The organism is Frigoribacterium sp. CFBP 13712 (assembly GCF_014842255.1).
GTDB lineage: Bacteria > Actinomycetota > Actinomycetes > Actinomycetales > Microbacteriaceae > Frigoribacterium.
In genome coordinates, this window is sequence record NZ_JACYVH010000003.1 from 182,269 (window position 1) to 197,696 (window position 15,428).

The window sequence follows — 15,428 nt, forward strand, 5'->3', positions numbered from 1 at the left end:
ATGGGTTCCGATGTCGGAGATTCCAGCGCCGAACGGGCGTGCGACTGGCAAGCACCTGTCAGTATAGGGACGAACATGCCGGTCCTGCCCGCATGTGACTCCCAGAGAACCGTCACCGCCGACGATCATCGCCTAGACTTTTCGAGCAATCCGCTCATCTCGTTAGAGGACTCATGACCGCAGCCGTAGACACCCGCCCCGACACCGAACCCCGGGGCATCCGTCGCAAGGCTCGGGCCTACGTCGCCCTCACGAAACCCCGCGTGATGGAGCTCCTGCTCGTCACCACGGCGCCGACCATGTTCCTGGCGCAGGGCGGGGTGCCGAATCTGTGGCTCGTCGCCGCCACGCTGATCGGTGGCGCCTTGAGCGCGGGCTCGGCCTCTGCCTTCAACTGCTACATCGATCGCGACATCGATCGGATCATGAAGCGGACGCAGGGTCGCCCGCTCGTGACCGGCGAGGTGTCCGATCGCGAGGCGCTCGTGTTCTCGTACGTGGTGGGTGTCGCGTCGATCGCGTGGCTCGCCCTGACGGTCAATCTGCTGTCCGCCGCTCTCTCGCTCGGCGCCATCCTCTTCTACGTCGTCGTCTACACGCTCTGGCTGAAGCGTCGCACGCCTCAGAACATCGTCTGGGGCGGCATCGCCGGGTGCATGCCCGTACTGATCGGCTGGGCGGCGGTGACGAACTCGCTCACCTGGGCGCCGGTCATCCTCTTCATGGTGATCTTCCTCTGGACGCCGCCCCACTACTGGCCGCTGTCGATGAAGTACCGCGACGACTACGCGGCAGCCGAGGTGCCCATGCTCTCCGTGGTGCGCGGTCGATCGATCGTCGGGCTTCAGGTCATCCTCTACGCCTGGGCCACGGTCGTCTGCTCGCTGCTGCTCATCCCCGTCGCCGGCATGGGCGTCCTCTACACGGTCGTGGCCGTCGCCAGCGGACTCTGGTTCATCTGGGAGTCCCACCGGCTGTACAGCCGCGCGATCCAGCAGGTGGCCGAGGTCCGACCCATGCGGGTCTTCCACAGCTCGATCACGTACCTCACGCTGCTCTTCCTGGCGGTCGGCATCGACCCGCTCCTGGCCTTCTGAGCCGGTCCGAGAGCAGATCAGATCCGCGCGACGTCCCGTTCCATCGGAGCGTCGATCTCGTCGGGCGCCTGGTCGTTCTTGAGAGACAGGACGACCGCGGTCATGGCGGCAACGAGCAGCGCCGACAGCACCATGTGGCTTCCGACCAGCACGGGCGGAAGACCGGTGCGGGCCTGGGTGATGCCGACGGCGATCTGGACGAGTTCGACGCCCAGCAGGAGGACGGGGAACCGCCGGGGGAGACCGGCCCTGATGGTCCACACGACGATCGCGATGGTCAGGGCGAGCGTGGCGTAGGCCGGCCAGCTGTGGACGTGATCCATGACGGCCGGGTCGAGTCCGTTGCGAGGTGTGGCGGCGTCGCCGGCATGCGGACCGGATCCCGTGGTGAGGATGCCGACGATCACCGTGACGCCGACGACGGCCGCCGCGACGTGCACGAGTCGGGCGTAGCCGCTCGACGTCGCCGCGTACGCCCCGCGTGGTCCCTTGAAGACGCGCCAGAGGAGCACGGTCGTCAGCGCGACGAGGAAGATCGACACGACGAAGTGCGCACCCACGATGTAGGGGTTGAGACCCGTCAGCACCGTGACGCCGCCCAGAGCCGCCTGGAACGGGATGCCGAGACCCTGGATGAGCGTCAGGACGAAGAGGTCGCGTCGGACGGCGCGCATCCGGATGACGGCCAGGAACGCGAGTATCACGACGATCGTGAGCACGAAGGTGAGCAGACGGTTGCCGAACTCGATGACGCCGTGGATCCCCATCTCGGGGGTGCTGACGAACGACTCGGGCGTGCACCGCGGCCACGTGGGGCAGCCGAGACCCGACCCGGTGAGCCGGACCGCGCCTCCTGTGCCGATCAGGAGGACCTGGCAGGCGAACGACGCCCAGGCGATGATGCGGACCCGTCGGTCGACCGTCGTCGGCAGCCACGACCTGACGCGCGACAGCACTCCGACCGGACCCACCTGTGTGTTGCTCACGAACTGCTGCCTTTCGTCGCTTTCGGCGCTTCGACCTGTAGAATCAACGGGTTCAGGAACACAACCCGGTATGGCGTCGACGTCGACGCACATGGTCTGCTCGGACCGATGTGAGTACGGCGGCTTGGCCGCCCTACGAAGAACGAGTCTAGGCAACGCGCACCTGTCATCCGACCGTGAATAAGGTCGTAGAGGTGCGGGTGACGGCCGCCGGTGTGGTCGCCTCGCGTCGCGAGTGGCTGAGCCACAACAAGAGCGGATCCCGACGGGGCCCGCTCGCAGGAAGGGCGTGGGAATGGTCATCCGTCTCCCCGTGTTCGCTCCGGCAGAAGGAAGAGGTTAGAGATGTCAGACGTGTTGATCGATCGACCAGAGCTCGCAGGCCTGGGCCAGTACGAGTTCGGCTGGGCCGACTCCGACGCGGCGGGCGCCTCGGCGCGGCGCGGCGTGTCACCCGAGGTCGTCTCGGACATCTCGGCGCTCAAGAACGAGCCCGAGTGGATGCTCAAGAACCGCCTCAAGGGGCTCGCCCTCTTCGAGAAGAAGCCGATGCCGACCTGGGGAGCAGACCTCTCCGGCATCGACTTCGACAACATCAAGTACTTCGTCCGCTCCACCGAGAAGCAGGCGACCACCTGGGACGACCTCCCGGACGACATCAAGAACACCTACGAGAAGCTCGGGATCCCCGAAGCGGAACGCAACCGTCTCGTGGCCGGTGTCGCCGCGCAGTACGAGTCCGAGGTGGTCTACCACCAGATCCGCGAGGACCTCGAGCAGCAGGGTGTCATCTTCATGGACACCGACACGGCCCTGCGCGAGCACCCCGAGCTCTTCCAGGAGTACTTCGGGACCGTGATCCCGGCCGGCGACAACAAGTTCGCGGCGCTCAACACCTCCGTCTGGTCGGGCGGGTCCTTCGTCTACGTCCCCAAGGGCGTCCACGTCGAGATCCCCCTGCAGGCCTACTTCCGTATCAACACGGAGAACATGGGTCAGTTCGAGCGCACGCTGATCATCGCCGACGAGGACAGCTACGTGCACTACATCGAGGGCTGCACGGCTCCGATCTACAAGTCCGACTCGCTGCACTCGGCGGTCGTCGAGATCGTCGTCAAGAAGAACGCCCGCGTCCGCTACACGACGATCCAGAACTGGTCGAACAACGTGTACAACCTGGTCACCAAGCGCGCCATCGCTCACGAGGGAGCGACGATGGAGTGGATCGACGGCAACATCGGGTCCAAGGTCACGATGAAGTACCCGTCCATCTACCTGGTGGGCGAGCACGCCAAGGGCGAGACCCTCTCCGTCGCCTTCGCGGGCCCCGGCCAGCACCAGGACGCCGGTGCGAAGATGGTCCACATGGCGCCGTACACGACGTCCTCCATCGTGTCGAAGTCCATCGCCCGTGGAGGCGGCCGCGCCGGCTACCGCGGCGAGATCCGCGTTGACCCGTCCGCGCACCACTCGGCGAACACCGTCCGCTGCGACGCTCTGCTTGTCGACACGATCTCCCGATCCGACACGTACCCTGCCATCGACATCCGCGTCGACGACGTCCAGCTCGGTCACGAGGCGACCGTGTCGCGGGTCAGCGAAGAGCAGCTCTTCTACCTGATGTCGCGCGGCATGGCCGAAGACGAGGCCATGGCGATGATCGTGCGCGGCTTCATCGAGCCCATCGCCCGAGAGCTGCCCATGGAGTACGCGCTCGAACTCAACAAGCTCATCGAGATGAGCATGGAAGGATCCGTCGGCTAGATGTCTGCCGCAGCACCCACCACCACAGACAGCAGCACCTCCGAACGCGTCCAGCACGGCGCCGGAGCCCACACCGACGGCGGATGGGGTCTCGTACCGGTCCAGACCCGGTCAGGTCGCTTCTCGTCGACCGATCCCGCGGCCTTCCCCGACGTGACCGGTCGCGAGGTCGACTGGAAGCTCAGTCCGGTCGCGCGCCTCCGTCCCCTCATCGACGGTCCTCTCGACGGTTCCCCCTACGCCTATCTCGCCCGCGAGACGGGCGGGGTGACGGTCGACTGGGTCGACGCGTCCCATGCACGGGTCGGCACCGCCGGAACCCCCGAAGACAAGGCCTCGGCGAACGCCTGGGCGAGCGTCGAGAAGGTCCTCTTGGTCGAACTGACCGGCGAGGAGCCCTCCACGGTGACCATCGGTCGCTCGGGGCTCGACCGTGAACCGCGCGCCGGTCACACCGTCATCCACGCCGCCGCCCACACGACCTCTCTCGTCGTTCTGCGGAACACGGGCTCGGCGCGACTCGTCGAGAACGTCGAGATCGTGGTCGACGACGGCGCCCACCTCACCGTGGTGACGCTCCAGGAGTGGGACGACGACGCGGAGCACCTCGCCAGTCACTTCGCCACGATCGGGCGCGACGCGCAGTTGAAGCACTTCGTCGTCAGCCTCGGCGGGTCCATCGTGCGGGTCAACCCGTCGGCGCATCTCGCCGGCCAGGGCGCCGACACCGAGCTCTACGGTGTCTACTTCGCCGACGCGGGCCAGCACCTCGAGCAGCAGGTGTACGTGAACCACGACGCGCCGAATTCGCGGAGCCGGGTCAACTACAAGGGCGCGCTCCAGGGCGAGGGCGCCCGGACGGTCTGGATCGGCGACGTCCTGATCGGGCGCACCGCACCGGGCACCGACAGCTACGAGCAGAACCGCAACCTCGTGCTCAGCGAGGGCACGCGGGCCGACTCGATCCCCAACCTCGAGATCGAGACGGGTGACATCCAGGGCGCGGGTCACGCCAGCGCCACGGGTCGCTTCGACGACGAGCACCTGTTCTACCTGCAGTCGCGCGGCATCTCCGAAGACGAGGCACGTCGCCTCGTGGTCCTCGGGTTCCTCAGCGAGGTCGTCCAGAAGATCGGCGAGCCCGAGCTCCAGGATCGTCTGATCGCGGCTCTCGAGGTCGAGCTCACCTCGGCTCCCGGAACCGGGGCGGTCACCCGATGAGCGTCAAGATCTGCGGAGTCGACGACGTCACGCCGTCACAGGCGCTGCGCGTCGTCGTCGACGGGGTCGCCATCGCCGTCGTGAAGGACAGCGCCGGCACGATCCACGCGATCGGCGACACCTGCACCCACGGAGACATCTCCCTGGCAGAGGGTTTCGTCGAGGACGACACCCTCGAGTGCTGGGCCCACGGCTCCAAGTTCGAGCTCACGACCGGCAAGCCGCTCACCCTCCCCGCCTACGAACCCGTCCCGGTCTTCGCCGTCTCCGTCGTCGACGGCGACGTCTACGTCGACACCAGTGCCACGCCTTCGCCGGCGGGCGTCGCACAGTAAGGAAAACGCATCATGTCCACACTCGAGATCCGAGACCTCAAGGTCAGCATCGACACCGATCAGGGTGTCAAGCCCATCCTCAAGGGCGTCGACCTGACGATCAACGAGGGCGAGATCCACGCCGTCATGGGGCCCAACGGCTCCGGCAAGTCCACCCTCGCCTACACGATCGCCGGCCACCCGCGCTACAACGTCGACGGCGGCTCCATCCTCCTCGACGGCCGCGAGGTGCTCGACATGACCGTCGACGAGCGCGCCAAGGCCGGTCTGTTCCTCGCGATGCAGTACCCCGTCGAGATCCCCGGCGTCACGGTCGCGAACTTCCTCCGCACGGCCAAGACCGCCCTGGACGGCGAAGCGCCTGCAATCCGGAGCTGGGTCAAGGACCTGCGGACGCACATGTCGGACCTCAAGATGGACCCGTCGTTCGCCGAGCGCAACGTCAACGAGGGGTTCTCCGGCGGCGAGAAGAAGCGTCACGAGATCATGCAGCTCGAGCTTCTCAAGCCCAAGTTCGCGGTACTCGACGAGACGGACTCCGGTCTCGACGTCGACGCTCTGAAGATCGTCTCCGAGGGTGTCAACCGGGCCAAGGCCAACACGGGTCTCGGGCTGCTGATGATCACGCACTACACGCGCATCCTCCGCTACATCAAGCCCGACTTCGTGCATGTCTTCGTCGACGGTCACGTCGCCGAGCAGGGCGGGCCCGAGCTCGCCGACCGCCTCGAGGACGAGGGCTACGACCGTTACGTCACCGCAGCCGCCGCCGCGGCCGCTGCGGCGGTGAACTGACCATGGCCGTCGCACTGGCACCCGAGAAGTTCGACGAGGTCGCCGAGGCCCTGAAAGAGGTCGTGGACCCCGAGCTGGGTGTCAACATCGTCGACCTCGGTCTGATCTACGACCTCGCCATGGACGAAGAGCACGAGAACGCGCTCATCATCAGCATGACGCTGACCTCCGCCGGATGCCCCCTCACCGACGTCATCGAGGGCGACACGGCGAACGCCCTCGACGGCGTCGTCGACGCGTTCCGCATCAACTGGGTGTGGATGCCGCCGTGGGGCCCCGACCGGATCACCGACGACGGTCGCGACATGATGCGCTCGATCGGCTTCTCGATCTGATCCACGACGACGACGAAGAACCCCTGACCACTGTGGTTGTCAGGGGTTCTTCGTCGTCCGGGGAGAACCCGACGTGCCTCCGGGGAGGCGCGGGTCGCGCCCCGCAGGACGCCTCCTAGCGGTCGCGTCGTCCGAGCACCCGCCACGCCACCGGCAGCGCTGCGGCGGCGATGAGCCACTTGGCCACGCCGCCGACGATGAACGGGTAGAGGCCCGCGGCCAGCACGCTCTGCAGGTCGGCGGGGAATCCGAGCTGACCGAGCACGACGGCCAGGTAGGGGAGTCCGACGACGAAGGGGACGAGGCTCGCGGCGAAGAACGCGGCCGCCGAACGGAACCACTTCTTGTCCCAGTCGCGCTCGGACAGCCAGCCGATGAGGCCGGCGGCGAGCACGAAGCCGATGATGAAGCCGAAGCTCGGCTTCAGGACGCTGAGCGGACCGCCGGAGAACTCGGCGAAGATCGGCAGCCCCGCCACACCCAGCACGAGGTAAGTGAGCAGCGAGAGCGCGCCGCGGCGGGCGCCGAGGCTCGCACCGACGAGCATGACCCCGAGCGTCTGACCGGTGACGGGCACGGGCCAGAGGGGGACCTGGACCTGAGCGAGCACCGAGACGACGGCGACGCCACCGAGCACGAGAGCCGCATCGGTCGCTCGGCTGGAGGTCACGAACCGGTCGGCGAGCACCGGTCGTGAGGTCGATGCGGTGGCGTTCGTCATGCAGTCTCCTAGAATGGGTAGGTTGATCGGCCTGAGGGCGGGTCGACGCCCATGCGCACGGCCCCTCACGACACGATGTGATCATTTTAGGGGCGACCCAACGGCGGGCGGCGTTGTGGACATCTCCCCAATCGATTGGACTTCTGCTGTGCTTTCCGTGCACGACCTCGAGATTCGCGTCGGCGCGCGCCTGCTGATGGAAGATGTGACGTTCCGCGTCGACAAGGGCGACAAGATCGGCCTGGTCGGTCGCAACGGCGCCGGCAAGACGACCATGACCAAGACGCTGGCCGGCGAGACCCTGCCGACCGGGGGCTCCATCGAGAAGACCGGCGAGATCGGCTACCTCCCTCAAGACCCTCGCAGCGGCAACCCGGAGGACCTCGCCCGCACGCGCATCCTCGACGCCCGCGGCCTCGGCCAGATCCTCCTGGGCATCCAGGAGGCCTCGATGGAGATGGGCAGCGACGACCCGGCGGTCGCGGCCCGGGCCATGAAGCGCTACGGCGATCTCGACGATCGCTTCAACGCGCTCGGCGGATACGCGGCCGAGGCGGAGGCCGCATCGATCGCCAGCAACCTCAGCCTGCCCGACCGCATCCTCGAGCAGCCGCTGTCGACCCTCTCGGGCGGTCAGCGTCGACGCATCGAGCTGGCGCGCATCCTCTTCTCCGCGGCCGACACGATGATCCTCGACGAGCCGACGAACCACCTCGACGCCGACTCCGTCGTCTGGCTCCGCGAGTACCTCAAGACGTACCAGGGCGGCGTGATCGTGATCAGTCACGACATCGAGCTCGTGGAGGAGGTCGTCAACCGCGTGTTCTACCTCGACGCCAACCGCCAGGCGATCGACATCTACAACATGGGTTGGCGCAACTACCAGCGCCAGCGCGCCGCCGACGAGGAGCGCCGCAAGAAGGAGCGCTCGAACGCCGAGAAGCAGGCGAGCGCGCTGCAGAAGCAGGCGGCTCGATTCGGCGCGAAGGCGTCGAAGGCCGCCGCGGCCCACCAGATGGTCGCCCGTGCCGAGAAGCTGCTCGCGGGCCTCGACGAGGTCCGCGCGGTCGACCGTGTGGCGAAGCTGCGGTTCCCGACACCGGTCGCCTGCGGCAAGACCCCGCTGATGGCCTCGAACCTCTCGAAGAGCTACGGCTCGCTCGAGATCTTCACCGCCGTCGATCTCGCGATCGACCGGGGCTCGAAGGTGGTCATCCTCGGGTTGAACGGTGCGGGCAAGACCACGCTGCTGCGCATCCTCGCGGGTGTCGACGAACCCGACACCGGGCAGCTGGAGCCGGGTCACGGTCTCCGTGTCGGCTATTACGCCCAGGAGCACGAGACGATCGACGTCAAGCGCAGCGTCCTCGAGAACATGGTCTCGTCCTCGCCGAACATCACCGAGATGGAGGCGCGGCGCGTGCTCGGTTCGTTCCTCTTCACGGGAGACGACTCGGCGAAACCGGCCGGGGTGCTCTCGGGCGGAGAGAAGACCCGACTCGCCCTCGCGATGATCGTCGTCTCCGGCGCCAACGTCCTGCTGCTCGACGAGCCCACGAACAACCTCGACCCCGCCAGCCGACTCGAGATCCTCGACGCCCTGGCCAACTACGAGGGCGCCGTGGTGCTGGTCAGTCACGACGAGGGCGCCGTCGAGGCGCTGAATCCCGAACGCGTGCTCATCATGCCCGAGGGCACCGAAGACCACTGGACGCCCGACTACAGCGAGCTCATCAACCTGGCCTGATCCGCAGCGTCGCGACGGGGGAGGGCGAGCGTCAGCGACCGACGGCGTCGAGGATCTCGTCTTCGACGTCGTCGTCGTGGCGCGGCCGGGCCGCGCGACGTCGGCGTCGTTCGTCGGCTCGCTCGTCGTCGCCGTCCTCCAGCGCCTCCTCGGCGTCGGCCCGGGTGTTCCGCTGCTCCTGGCGGATCACGTAGAAGAGGAACAGGAACGCCCCTGCGGCGAACATGATCCACTGCACGAAGTACGACAGGTTGAGACCGGTGTCGATCTCGGGTTCGGCGTACTTGACGGGAGCCGTCGCCGGCGTCGGGCTCTCAGCCATGAGCTGGCCGTACGCGGCCGAGTAGATGGCCCCGTCGACCTGCTTCTGCACCTCGCTGAGCTGGATGGTGGCGATCTGGTTCGTGCCTGCGACCGCGGTGCGATCGCCGACCGCCGGCTCGCCGGGCTTGAGCCGCGCCGTCACGGTCACCTCGCCCGACGGCGGCGCGGGGATCTCGTCGGGGGCGTCCTGGTCGTTGCCGGTGGGCACCCAGCCGCGGTCGACGACGAAGACGTCGCCGCCGTCGATGCGGAACGGCACGAGGACGGCGAACCCCGGCTGGCCGTTGTACGGCCGGTTGCGGACGAGCAGGGTCTCGTCGACCAGGTAGCGACCCGTCATCTCGACGGGCTGCCACTCGTCGGCCGCATCGTACGAGTCGAGCGACGGCAGAGCCTCCGCCACGGACACGGGCGCCGCGTCGTAGCGCTGCTCGAGCTGATGGACGACCGCCATCTTCTCCTCGTGCCGGTTCCACTGCCAGTTGGCGAGCATGGCGCAGATCAGGGCGAAGGCCACGACCACACCGAGGTATCCGAGCCACTTCTTCGAGAGGACCGCGCGCCAACCGGTCACGACGCGGCTCCGACAGAGTCGACGGTCACACCCGCTGCCGTGACGACGACGGGGAAGTCGCGCGCCAGGAGGAAGTCGCTGAGATAGTCGACGTGCTCGTCGCAGGCCGACCAGACCTTGACGCGTTCGAGACCGTGGATCTTGGGGTTCCGCCAGTTGACCGACCGGGTCGCCACCGCGGTGCAGCCGGCACGCGAGCACTGGACGCGATCGGGCCCGACATCACCGAGACCGAGCATCAGGCCGTGCCTCCGCGGCCCCGCCGCTCGGATCCGTCGTCGCTGCTCGGCTCGTGCCAGCTGGGTGTCGCGGTGGGAGGTGCCCACGGCTGCTCGGGCTGACGATACGTCTCGATTGCGCCGGGCCGCTCGACGTTCTGACCGGGGTCGTGGCCCACGTTCACGAGCACCACGGCGAAGTAGGGGATGAGCACGGCTCCCGCGACGGGGAGCAGCGTCCACCAGCTGAGGGGGATCACGAAGCACAGCGCGATGCAGACGATGCGGATGCCCATGGCCACCAGGTAGCGGATCATGCGGGCATGGCGATCGTCGGCCGGCGACGGCGGTAGCGAGGTGATCGGTTGCGATGTCTTCAATTCACTCACGGACTCTGTGTGCGTCTCGGGCGGGCGCCTCGAGCGATCTTAAGCCCTGTAGCCGACAGTAGGCTGGTGGGCGGTCCGGGCATCATCGGCCTGCGGACCACCCCCTTCAGCTCGCCCCGAGGAGACTCCCATGACCACGCCCCGTACCGTCCTCGTCACGGGAGGCAACCGCGGCATCGGCTACACGATCGCCGAGGAGTTCGTCGCCGCCGGGCACCGCGTGGCCGTCACCGCCCGCAGCGGGTCCGGCCCCGAGGGCTCCCTCACCGTCGTCGCCGACGTGACCGACCCCGAATCGGTCGACGCGGCGTTCACGACCGTCGAGGCCGCGCTCGGCCCGGTCGAGGTCGTCGTCGCGAACGCGGGAATCACGAGGGACGTCCTGTTGATGCGCATGACGGAAGAGGACTTCTCGTCGGTCGTCGACACGAACCTCGGCGGGGCCTTCCGCGTCGTCAAGCGCGCGTCGAAGAACATGCTCAAGGCGCGCTTCGGCCGCATCGTGCTCGTCTCGAGCGTCGTCGGTCTCTACGGCGGCGCCGGTCAAGCGAACTACGCCGCGTCGAAGAGCGCGCTCGTCGGCTTCGCGCGCTCGCTCACCCGCGAGGTCGGCGCCCGGGGCATCACGGCCAACGTCGTCGCCCCCGGCTTCGTCGAGACCGACATGACGGCCGTCCTGGCGCCCGAGAAGCAGGCCGAGTACAAGAAGTCGATCCCCGCCGGGCGTTACGGGACGGCGACCGAGGTCGCCCGCACGATCACCTGGCTGGCCGGCGACGACGCCGCGTACATCTCCGGTGCGGTCATCCCGGTCGACGGCGGTCTCGGCATGGGTCACTGACCGGAGCGCAGACCGAGGAGGCGCGGCTCGGATACCGGCACCGCGCCTCCTCGGCTGGTCAGCGGCCCGACAGGCCCATGACCGCGAGCACCTGCGAGAGCTCCGGGTCGGCCACCACGAGGTCGGCCTGCGCCCGCACCCGGGGCTTGGCGTTGAACGCGATCGAGAGCCCCGCGGCGCGCATCATCTCGAGGTCGTTGGCCCCGTCGCCGACGGCGATCGTCTGACCGAGGGGGATGCCGAACTCGGTCGCCCAGGCCGTCAGGCACTCCGCCTTGACCGCGGCGTCGACGATCGGCCCGGTCGTCTCGCCGGTGAGCCGCCCGGAGGCGACGTCGAGTCGGTTCGCGCGCCACCGGTCGAGACCGAGCGACTCGGCCAGCGGGTCGAGGGTCTCGTGGAACCCGCCGGACACCACGGCCACACGACTGCCGTGCCGGTGCAACCCGGCCACGAGCTCGGCCGCGCCCGGAGTCGGACGCACACGGGCGACGACGTCGTCGACGACCGAGACCGGCAGGCCCTCGAGCGTCTTGACGCGGGCGGCGAGGCTCTCGGCGAAGTCGAGCTCGCCCGCCATCGCGCTCTCGGTGATGCGGGCGACCTCGTCTCGCGAGCCCGCGGCCTCGGCGAGGAGGTCGATGACCTCGTCGCGGATCAGCGTGGAGTCGACGTCGAGGACGGTCAGGAAGCGCGGCACCCGCTCAGCCTAGGGGTGCCGCCAGCGTGCTCGTCGCCTACTGGTCGACCCGCACGCCCTTGCCGACGACGGTGATGCCGGACGGGGTCACCGTGAAGCCGCGGGCCCGGTCGGCCTCGTGGTCGACGCCGACCGACGCGCCCTCGGCGATGACGACGTCCTTGTCGAGGATCGCGCGGTTCACCGTCGCGTTCGGCCCGATGTGGGCCCTCTCGAACACGACCGAGTCGATGACCTTCGAGCCGGAGTCGAGCGTGCTCCACGGCCCGAGCACGCTGCGTTCGACGTGCGCGCCGGAGAGGAGCGAGCCGAGCGAGACGATGGAGTCGATGGTCGTGCCGAGGTTGCCGTGCCCGTCGCGCACGAACTTCGCCGGAGGCGAGTTCAGCTGCTGACTGAAGATGGGCCAGTCGGTGTTGTAGAGGTTGAAGATCGGCAACGCCGAGATCAGGTCGCGGTGCGCGTCGTAGAACGAGTCGATCGTGCCGACGTCGCGCCAGTAGTAGCGGTCGCGCTCCGTCGAGCCGGGGACCTCGTTGCGGTTCAGGTCGTAGACGGCCGCGTCGCCCCGCGAGACGAAGTCGGGGACGATGTCGCCGCCCATGTCGTGGTCGGAGTCGGCGTTCTCGCCGTCGCGCAGCACCGCGTCGATCAGGACGTCGGCGTCGAACACGTAGTTGCCCATCGACGCCAGGATCTCGTCGGGGGAGTCGGGCAGACCGACCGCGTCCCTCGGCTTCTCGAGGAAGCGCCCGATGCGCGTCGGGTCGTCGGAGTCGACCTCGATGACGCCGAACTGGTCGGCGAGGGAGATGGGCTGGCGGATCGCCGCCACCGTGACGCCGGCACCCGAGGCGATGTGCGCCTCGATCATCTGGGAGAAGTCCATGCGGTAGACGTGGTCGGCCCCGACGACGACGACGATGTCGGGCTTCTCGTCGCGGAGGAGGTTCAGGCTCTGCAGGATGGCGTCGGCGCTGCCGGCGAACCACCGCTTGCCGAGACGCTGCTGGGCGGGGACGGAGGCGACGTACGCCCCGAGGAGCCCCTCGATGGACCAGGTCTGCGAGACATGCCGGTCGAGGCTGTGCGATTTGTACTGCGTCAGCACGACGATCTGACGGAGACCCGAGTTGATCAGATTCGACAGGGCGAAGTCCACCAGACGGTAGTTGCCGCCGAAGGGCACGGCGGGCTTCGCCCGGTCGGCCGTCAGGGGCATGAGTCGCTTGCCTTCGCCGCCGGCGAGGACGATGCCGAAGATCTTCTTTGATGCCATGAGGTCAGAATGGCACGTTTCGTCGCGGCACGACTACGGTGACTCTCGTGCGAGTCGATGTCATCACCAAGGAATATCCGCCGAACGTCTACGGAGGCGCCGGCGTCCACGTCGTCGAACTCGTCAAGGCCCTGCGCGAGTCGATAGACGTGCGTGTGCGCGCCCTCGGCGACGTCGACGACGAGCCGGGCACGACGGGCTACCCCGAGATCCCCGCCCTCGCGTCGGCGAATCCCACTCTGCGGACCCTCGGCAGCGACCTCCTCGCCGCCCAGGACGTCGCCGGTGCCGACGTCGTGCACAGCCACACCTGGTACGCCAACGCGGCCGGCCAGCTGGCGCAGATGCTGCACGACGTGCCGCACGTGCTGACCGCTCACAGCCTCGAGCCCCTCCGCCCCTGGAAGGCCGAGCAGCTCGGCGGCGGCTACCGCGTGTCGAGCTGGATCGAGCGTCAGGCCTACGAGACCGCCGATGCGGTCATCGCGGTGAGCGAGGGCATGCGCCGCGACATCCTGCGGTCGTACCCCACCATCGACGAGGGCAAGGTCAGCGTCGTCTACAACGGGATCGACCTCGACGCCTGGCGCCCCGTCACCGACCACGACGTCGTCCGGTCGCTCGGCATCGACCCCGACCGCCCGTCCGTGGTCTTCGTCGGTCGCATCACGCGGCAGAAGGGTCTGCCGTATCTGCTCCGCGCCGCGCGCCTCCTGCCTCCCGAGGTCCAGCTCGTCCTCTGCGCCGGAGCCCCCGACACCCCCGAGATCATGGCCGAGGTCACGGCCCTCGTGCACGAGCTGCAGGAGGCGCGGACCGGCGTCGTCTGGATCGATCGCGTGCTCCCGCGGCACGAGCTCAGCGCCGTGCTCACCTCGGCGACGACCTTCGTCTGCCCCTCGATCTACGAGCCGCTCGGCATCGTGAACCTCGAGGCCATGGCCTGCGGCGTGCCCGTCGTCGGCTCGGGCACCGGCGGCATCCCCGAGGTCGTCGCCGACGGACTCACCGGGCGCGTCGTCCCCCTCGACCAGGCGCAGGACGGCACGGGGACGCCCACCGACCCCGATCGCTTCGTCCGGGACCTCGCCGGGATCCTCACCGACGTCGTGTCAGACCCGGGCCTCGCGAAGCTGATGGGTCGAGCCGGCCGGATGCGCGCCGAGGCGGAGTTCTCGTGGTCGCGGATCGCCGAGCGGACCCTCGGGGTCTACGCCGGACTCCGTCGATAGGCTGGGGTCATGCCTACCGTCCTGAAGCTGTCCGATGTCTCGATCGTCCGGGGCGGCAAAGCCGTCGTCGACACCGTCAGCTGGAGTGTCGAGTCCGACGAACGCTGGGTCGTGCTCGGCCCCAACGGCGCCGGCAAGAGCTCGCTGCTGCAGGTCGCCGCGGCGCAGTCGCACCCGTCCTCCGGCACCGCCGAGGTGCTCGGCGGAGACCTCGGCTCCGTCGACCTCTTCGACCTCCGCCCCCGCATCGGGTTCGCGTCGACGACGATCGCCCGTCGGATCCCGCCGAAGGAGAAGGTCGTCGACGTCGTCCTGACCGCCGCCTACTCGGTGACCGGCCGGTGGAACGAGGAGTACGAGAACGTCGACGTGCGCCGTGCCCATCGCGTCCTCGACGAATGGAACCTCGATCACCTGGCGGATCGCACCTTCGGCGAGCTGAGCGACGGCGAGCAGAAGCGGGTGCAGATCGCCCGGGCCGTGATGACCGACCCCGAGCTCCTCCTGCTCGACGAACCCGCCGCGAGCCTCGACCTCGGCGCCCGTGAGGAGCTTCTCCAGATGCTCTCCGGGTACGCGCAGTCGCACGACGCGCCTGCCATCGTCATGGTGACGCACCACGTCGAGGAGGTGCCCCGCGGTTTCACCCACGCGCTCCTCCTCGATCACGGCTCGGTCGTCGCGGCCGGGCCGCTCGCCGAGGTCCTCACGGCCGAGACGCTCGGTGCGACGTTCGGCGTCTCGCTCGAGGTCGAGGTGCGCGACGGGCGATACTCGGCGCGCGCGGCCGACTGACCCGCGCCTCCTGCGTTCCCGGCCTCTCGTCTGGTATCGTTCATAGCTGGTCCGAGACTCAGGTCTCGTGGCCGC

The 15,428-nt window shown here is 68.4% G+C and carries 17 protein-coding genes; 10 read left to right on the top strand and 7 right to left on the bottom strand.

Annotation, left to right across the window (positions count from 1 at the left end; all coding sequences use genetic code 11):
• Nucleotides 1-173: 173 nt before the first annotated feature.
• Complete coding sequence (locus tag IFT51_RS07015; RefSeq protein ID WP_192060360.1) at nucleotides 174-1,097, top strand: heme o synthase; 924 nt, start codon at nucleotides 174-176, stop codon at nucleotides 1,095-1,097.
• A 17-nt stretch (nucleotides 1,098-1,114) separates the two neighbouring features.
• Here the strand turns inward: IFT51_RS07015 and IFT51_RS07020 are convergent, their stop codons facing one another.
• Nucleotides 1,115-2,083 carry a heme A synthase gene (locus IFT51_RS07020; RefSeq protein WP_243213428.1) on the bottom strand — a complete coding sequence of 323 codons (969 nt, stop codon included), beginning with the start codon at nucleotides 2,081-2,083 and terminating at the stop codon, nucleotides 1,115-1,117.
• A gap of 345 nt (nucleotides 2,084-2,428) precedes the next feature.
• Between IFT51_RS07020 and sufB the strand changes: the two genes are divergently transcribed.
• Genes sufB through IFT51_RS07045 form a run of 5 tightly spaced genes read left to right on the top strand, consistent with a single transcriptional unit; the run spans nucleotide 2,429 to nucleotide 6,533 of the window.
• The gene (sufB, locus tag IFT51_RS07025) at nucleotides 2,429-3,847 is read left to right on the top strand and encodes a Fe-S cluster assembly protein SufB (RefSeq protein WP_192060362.1); all 1,419 of its coding nucleotides are present in this window, start codon (nucleotides 2,429-2,431) and stop codon (nucleotides 3,845-3,847) included.
• Nucleotides 3,848-5,068, top strand: coding sequence for a Fe-S cluster assembly protein SufD (gene sufD, locus IFT51_RS07030; protein ID WP_192060363.1), 1,221 nt, complete (start codon nucleotides 3,848-3,850; stop codon nucleotides 5,066-5,068).
• A complete protein-coding gene (locus tag IFT51_RS07035) occupies nucleotides 5,065-5,403 on the top strand; it encodes a non-heme iron oxygenase ferredoxin subunit (protein ID WP_192060364.1) in 339 nt (112 codons plus the stop codon). The genes sufD and IFT51_RS07035 overlap by 4 nt, the downstream gene beginning before the upstream one ends.
• A gap of 12 nt (nucleotides 5,404-5,415) precedes the next feature.
• Entirely contained in the window at nucleotides 5,416-6,198 is a 783-nt protein-coding gene (sufC, locus tag IFT51_RS07040) for a Fe-S cluster assembly ATPase SufC (protein ID WP_192060365.1), read from the top strand.
• A 2-nt stretch (nucleotides 6,199-6,200) separates the two neighbouring features.
• Nucleotides 6,201-6,533 (top strand): metal-sulfur cluster assembly factor, encoded by a 333-nt coding sequence (locus IFT51_RS07045; RefSeq protein WP_192060366.1) that lies wholly within the window; start codon nucleotides 6,201-6,203, stop codon nucleotides 6,531-6,533.
• Nucleotides 6,534-6,648: 115 nt separating this feature from the next.
• Here IFT51_RS07045 and IFT51_RS07050 read toward each other — a convergent pair whose 3' ends face one another.
• Nucleotides 6,649-7,254, bottom strand: coding sequence for a biotin transporter BioY (locus IFT51_RS07050; RefSeq protein ID WP_192060367.1), 606 nt, complete (start codon nucleotides 7,252-7,254; stop codon nucleotides 6,649-6,651).
• A gap of 148 nt (nucleotides 7,255-7,402) precedes the next feature.
• Between IFT51_RS07050 and IFT51_RS07055 the strand changes: the two genes are divergently transcribed.
• Entirely contained in the window at nucleotides 7,403-9,001 is a 1,599-nt protein-coding gene (locus tag IFT51_RS07055; protein ID WP_192060368.1) for an ABC-F family ATP-binding cassette domain-containing protein, read from the top strand.
• A gap of 31 nt (nucleotides 9,002-9,032) precedes the next feature.
• Here the strand turns inward: IFT51_RS07055 and IFT51_RS07060 are convergent, their stop codons facing one another.
• Genes IFT51_RS07060 through IFT51_RS07070 form a run of 3 tightly spaced genes read right to left on the bottom strand, consistent with a single transcriptional unit; the run spans nucleotide 9,033 to nucleotide 10,506 of the window.
• Nucleotides 9,033-9,899, bottom strand: a complete 867-nt coding sequence (locus IFT51_RS07060; RefSeq protein WP_192060369.1) for an SURF1 family protein — start codon at nucleotides 9,897-9,899, stop codon at nucleotides 9,033-9,035.
• The gene (locus IFT51_RS07065; protein WP_192060370.1) at nucleotides 9,896-10,138 is read right to left on the bottom strand and encodes a hypothetical protein; all 243 of its coding nucleotides are present in this window, start codon (nucleotides 10,136-10,138) and stop codon (nucleotides 9,896-9,898) included. Before IFT51_RS07065 ends, IFT51_RS07060 begins: the two co-directional genes overlap by 4 nt.
• Nucleotides 10,138-10,506, bottom strand: a complete 369-nt coding sequence (locus IFT51_RS07070; protein ID WP_308196137.1) for a DUF3099 domain-containing protein — start codon at nucleotides 10,504-10,506, stop codon at nucleotides 10,138-10,140. Before IFT51_RS07070 ends, IFT51_RS07065 begins: the two co-directional genes overlap by 1 nt.
• Nucleotides 10,507-10,636: 130 nt before the next feature.
• Here IFT51_RS07070 and fabG point away from each other — a divergent pair, with 130 nt between their 5' ends.
• A complete protein-coding gene (gene fabG / locus IFT51_RS07075) occupies nucleotides 10,637-11,347 on the top strand; it encodes a 3-oxoacyl-ACP reductase FabG (protein ID WP_192060371.1) in 711 nt (236 codons plus the stop codon).
• A gap of 58 nt (nucleotides 11,348-11,405) precedes the next feature.
• On the opposite strand, the gene serB is transcribed toward fabG, so the two are convergent.
• Together serB and IFT51_RS07085 are read right to left on the bottom strand one after the other, a co-directional pair.
• Complete coding sequence (gene serB / locus IFT51_RS07080) at nucleotides 11,406-12,047, bottom strand: phosphoserine phosphatase SerB (protein ID WP_192060372.1); 642 nt, start codon at nucleotides 12,045-12,047, stop codon at nucleotides 11,406-11,408.
• 37 nt (nucleotides 12,048-12,084) lie between these two features.
• Nucleotides 12,085-13,326, bottom strand: coding sequence for a glucose-1-phosphate adenylyltransferase (locus tag IFT51_RS07085; RefSeq protein WP_192060373.1), 1,242 nt, complete (start codon nucleotides 13,324-13,326; stop codon nucleotides 12,085-12,087).
• Between the two features lie 47 nt (nucleotides 13,327-13,373).
• On the opposite strand from IFT51_RS07085, the gene glgA reads away from it, so the two are divergent.
• Nucleotides 13,374-14,558 (top strand): glycogen synthase, encoded by a 1,185-nt coding sequence (gene glgA / locus IFT51_RS07090; protein WP_192060374.1) that lies wholly within the window; start codon nucleotides 13,374-13,376, stop codon nucleotides 14,556-14,558.
• A 9-nt stretch (nucleotides 14,559-14,567) separates the two neighbouring features.
• The gene (locus tag IFT51_RS07095; RefSeq protein WP_192060375.1) at nucleotides 14,568-15,353 is read left to right on the top strand and encodes an ABC transporter ATP-binding protein; all 786 of its coding nucleotides are present in this window, start codon (nucleotides 14,568-14,570) and stop codon (nucleotides 15,351-15,353) included.
• Nucleotides 15,354-15,428: the final 75 nt, after the last annotated feature.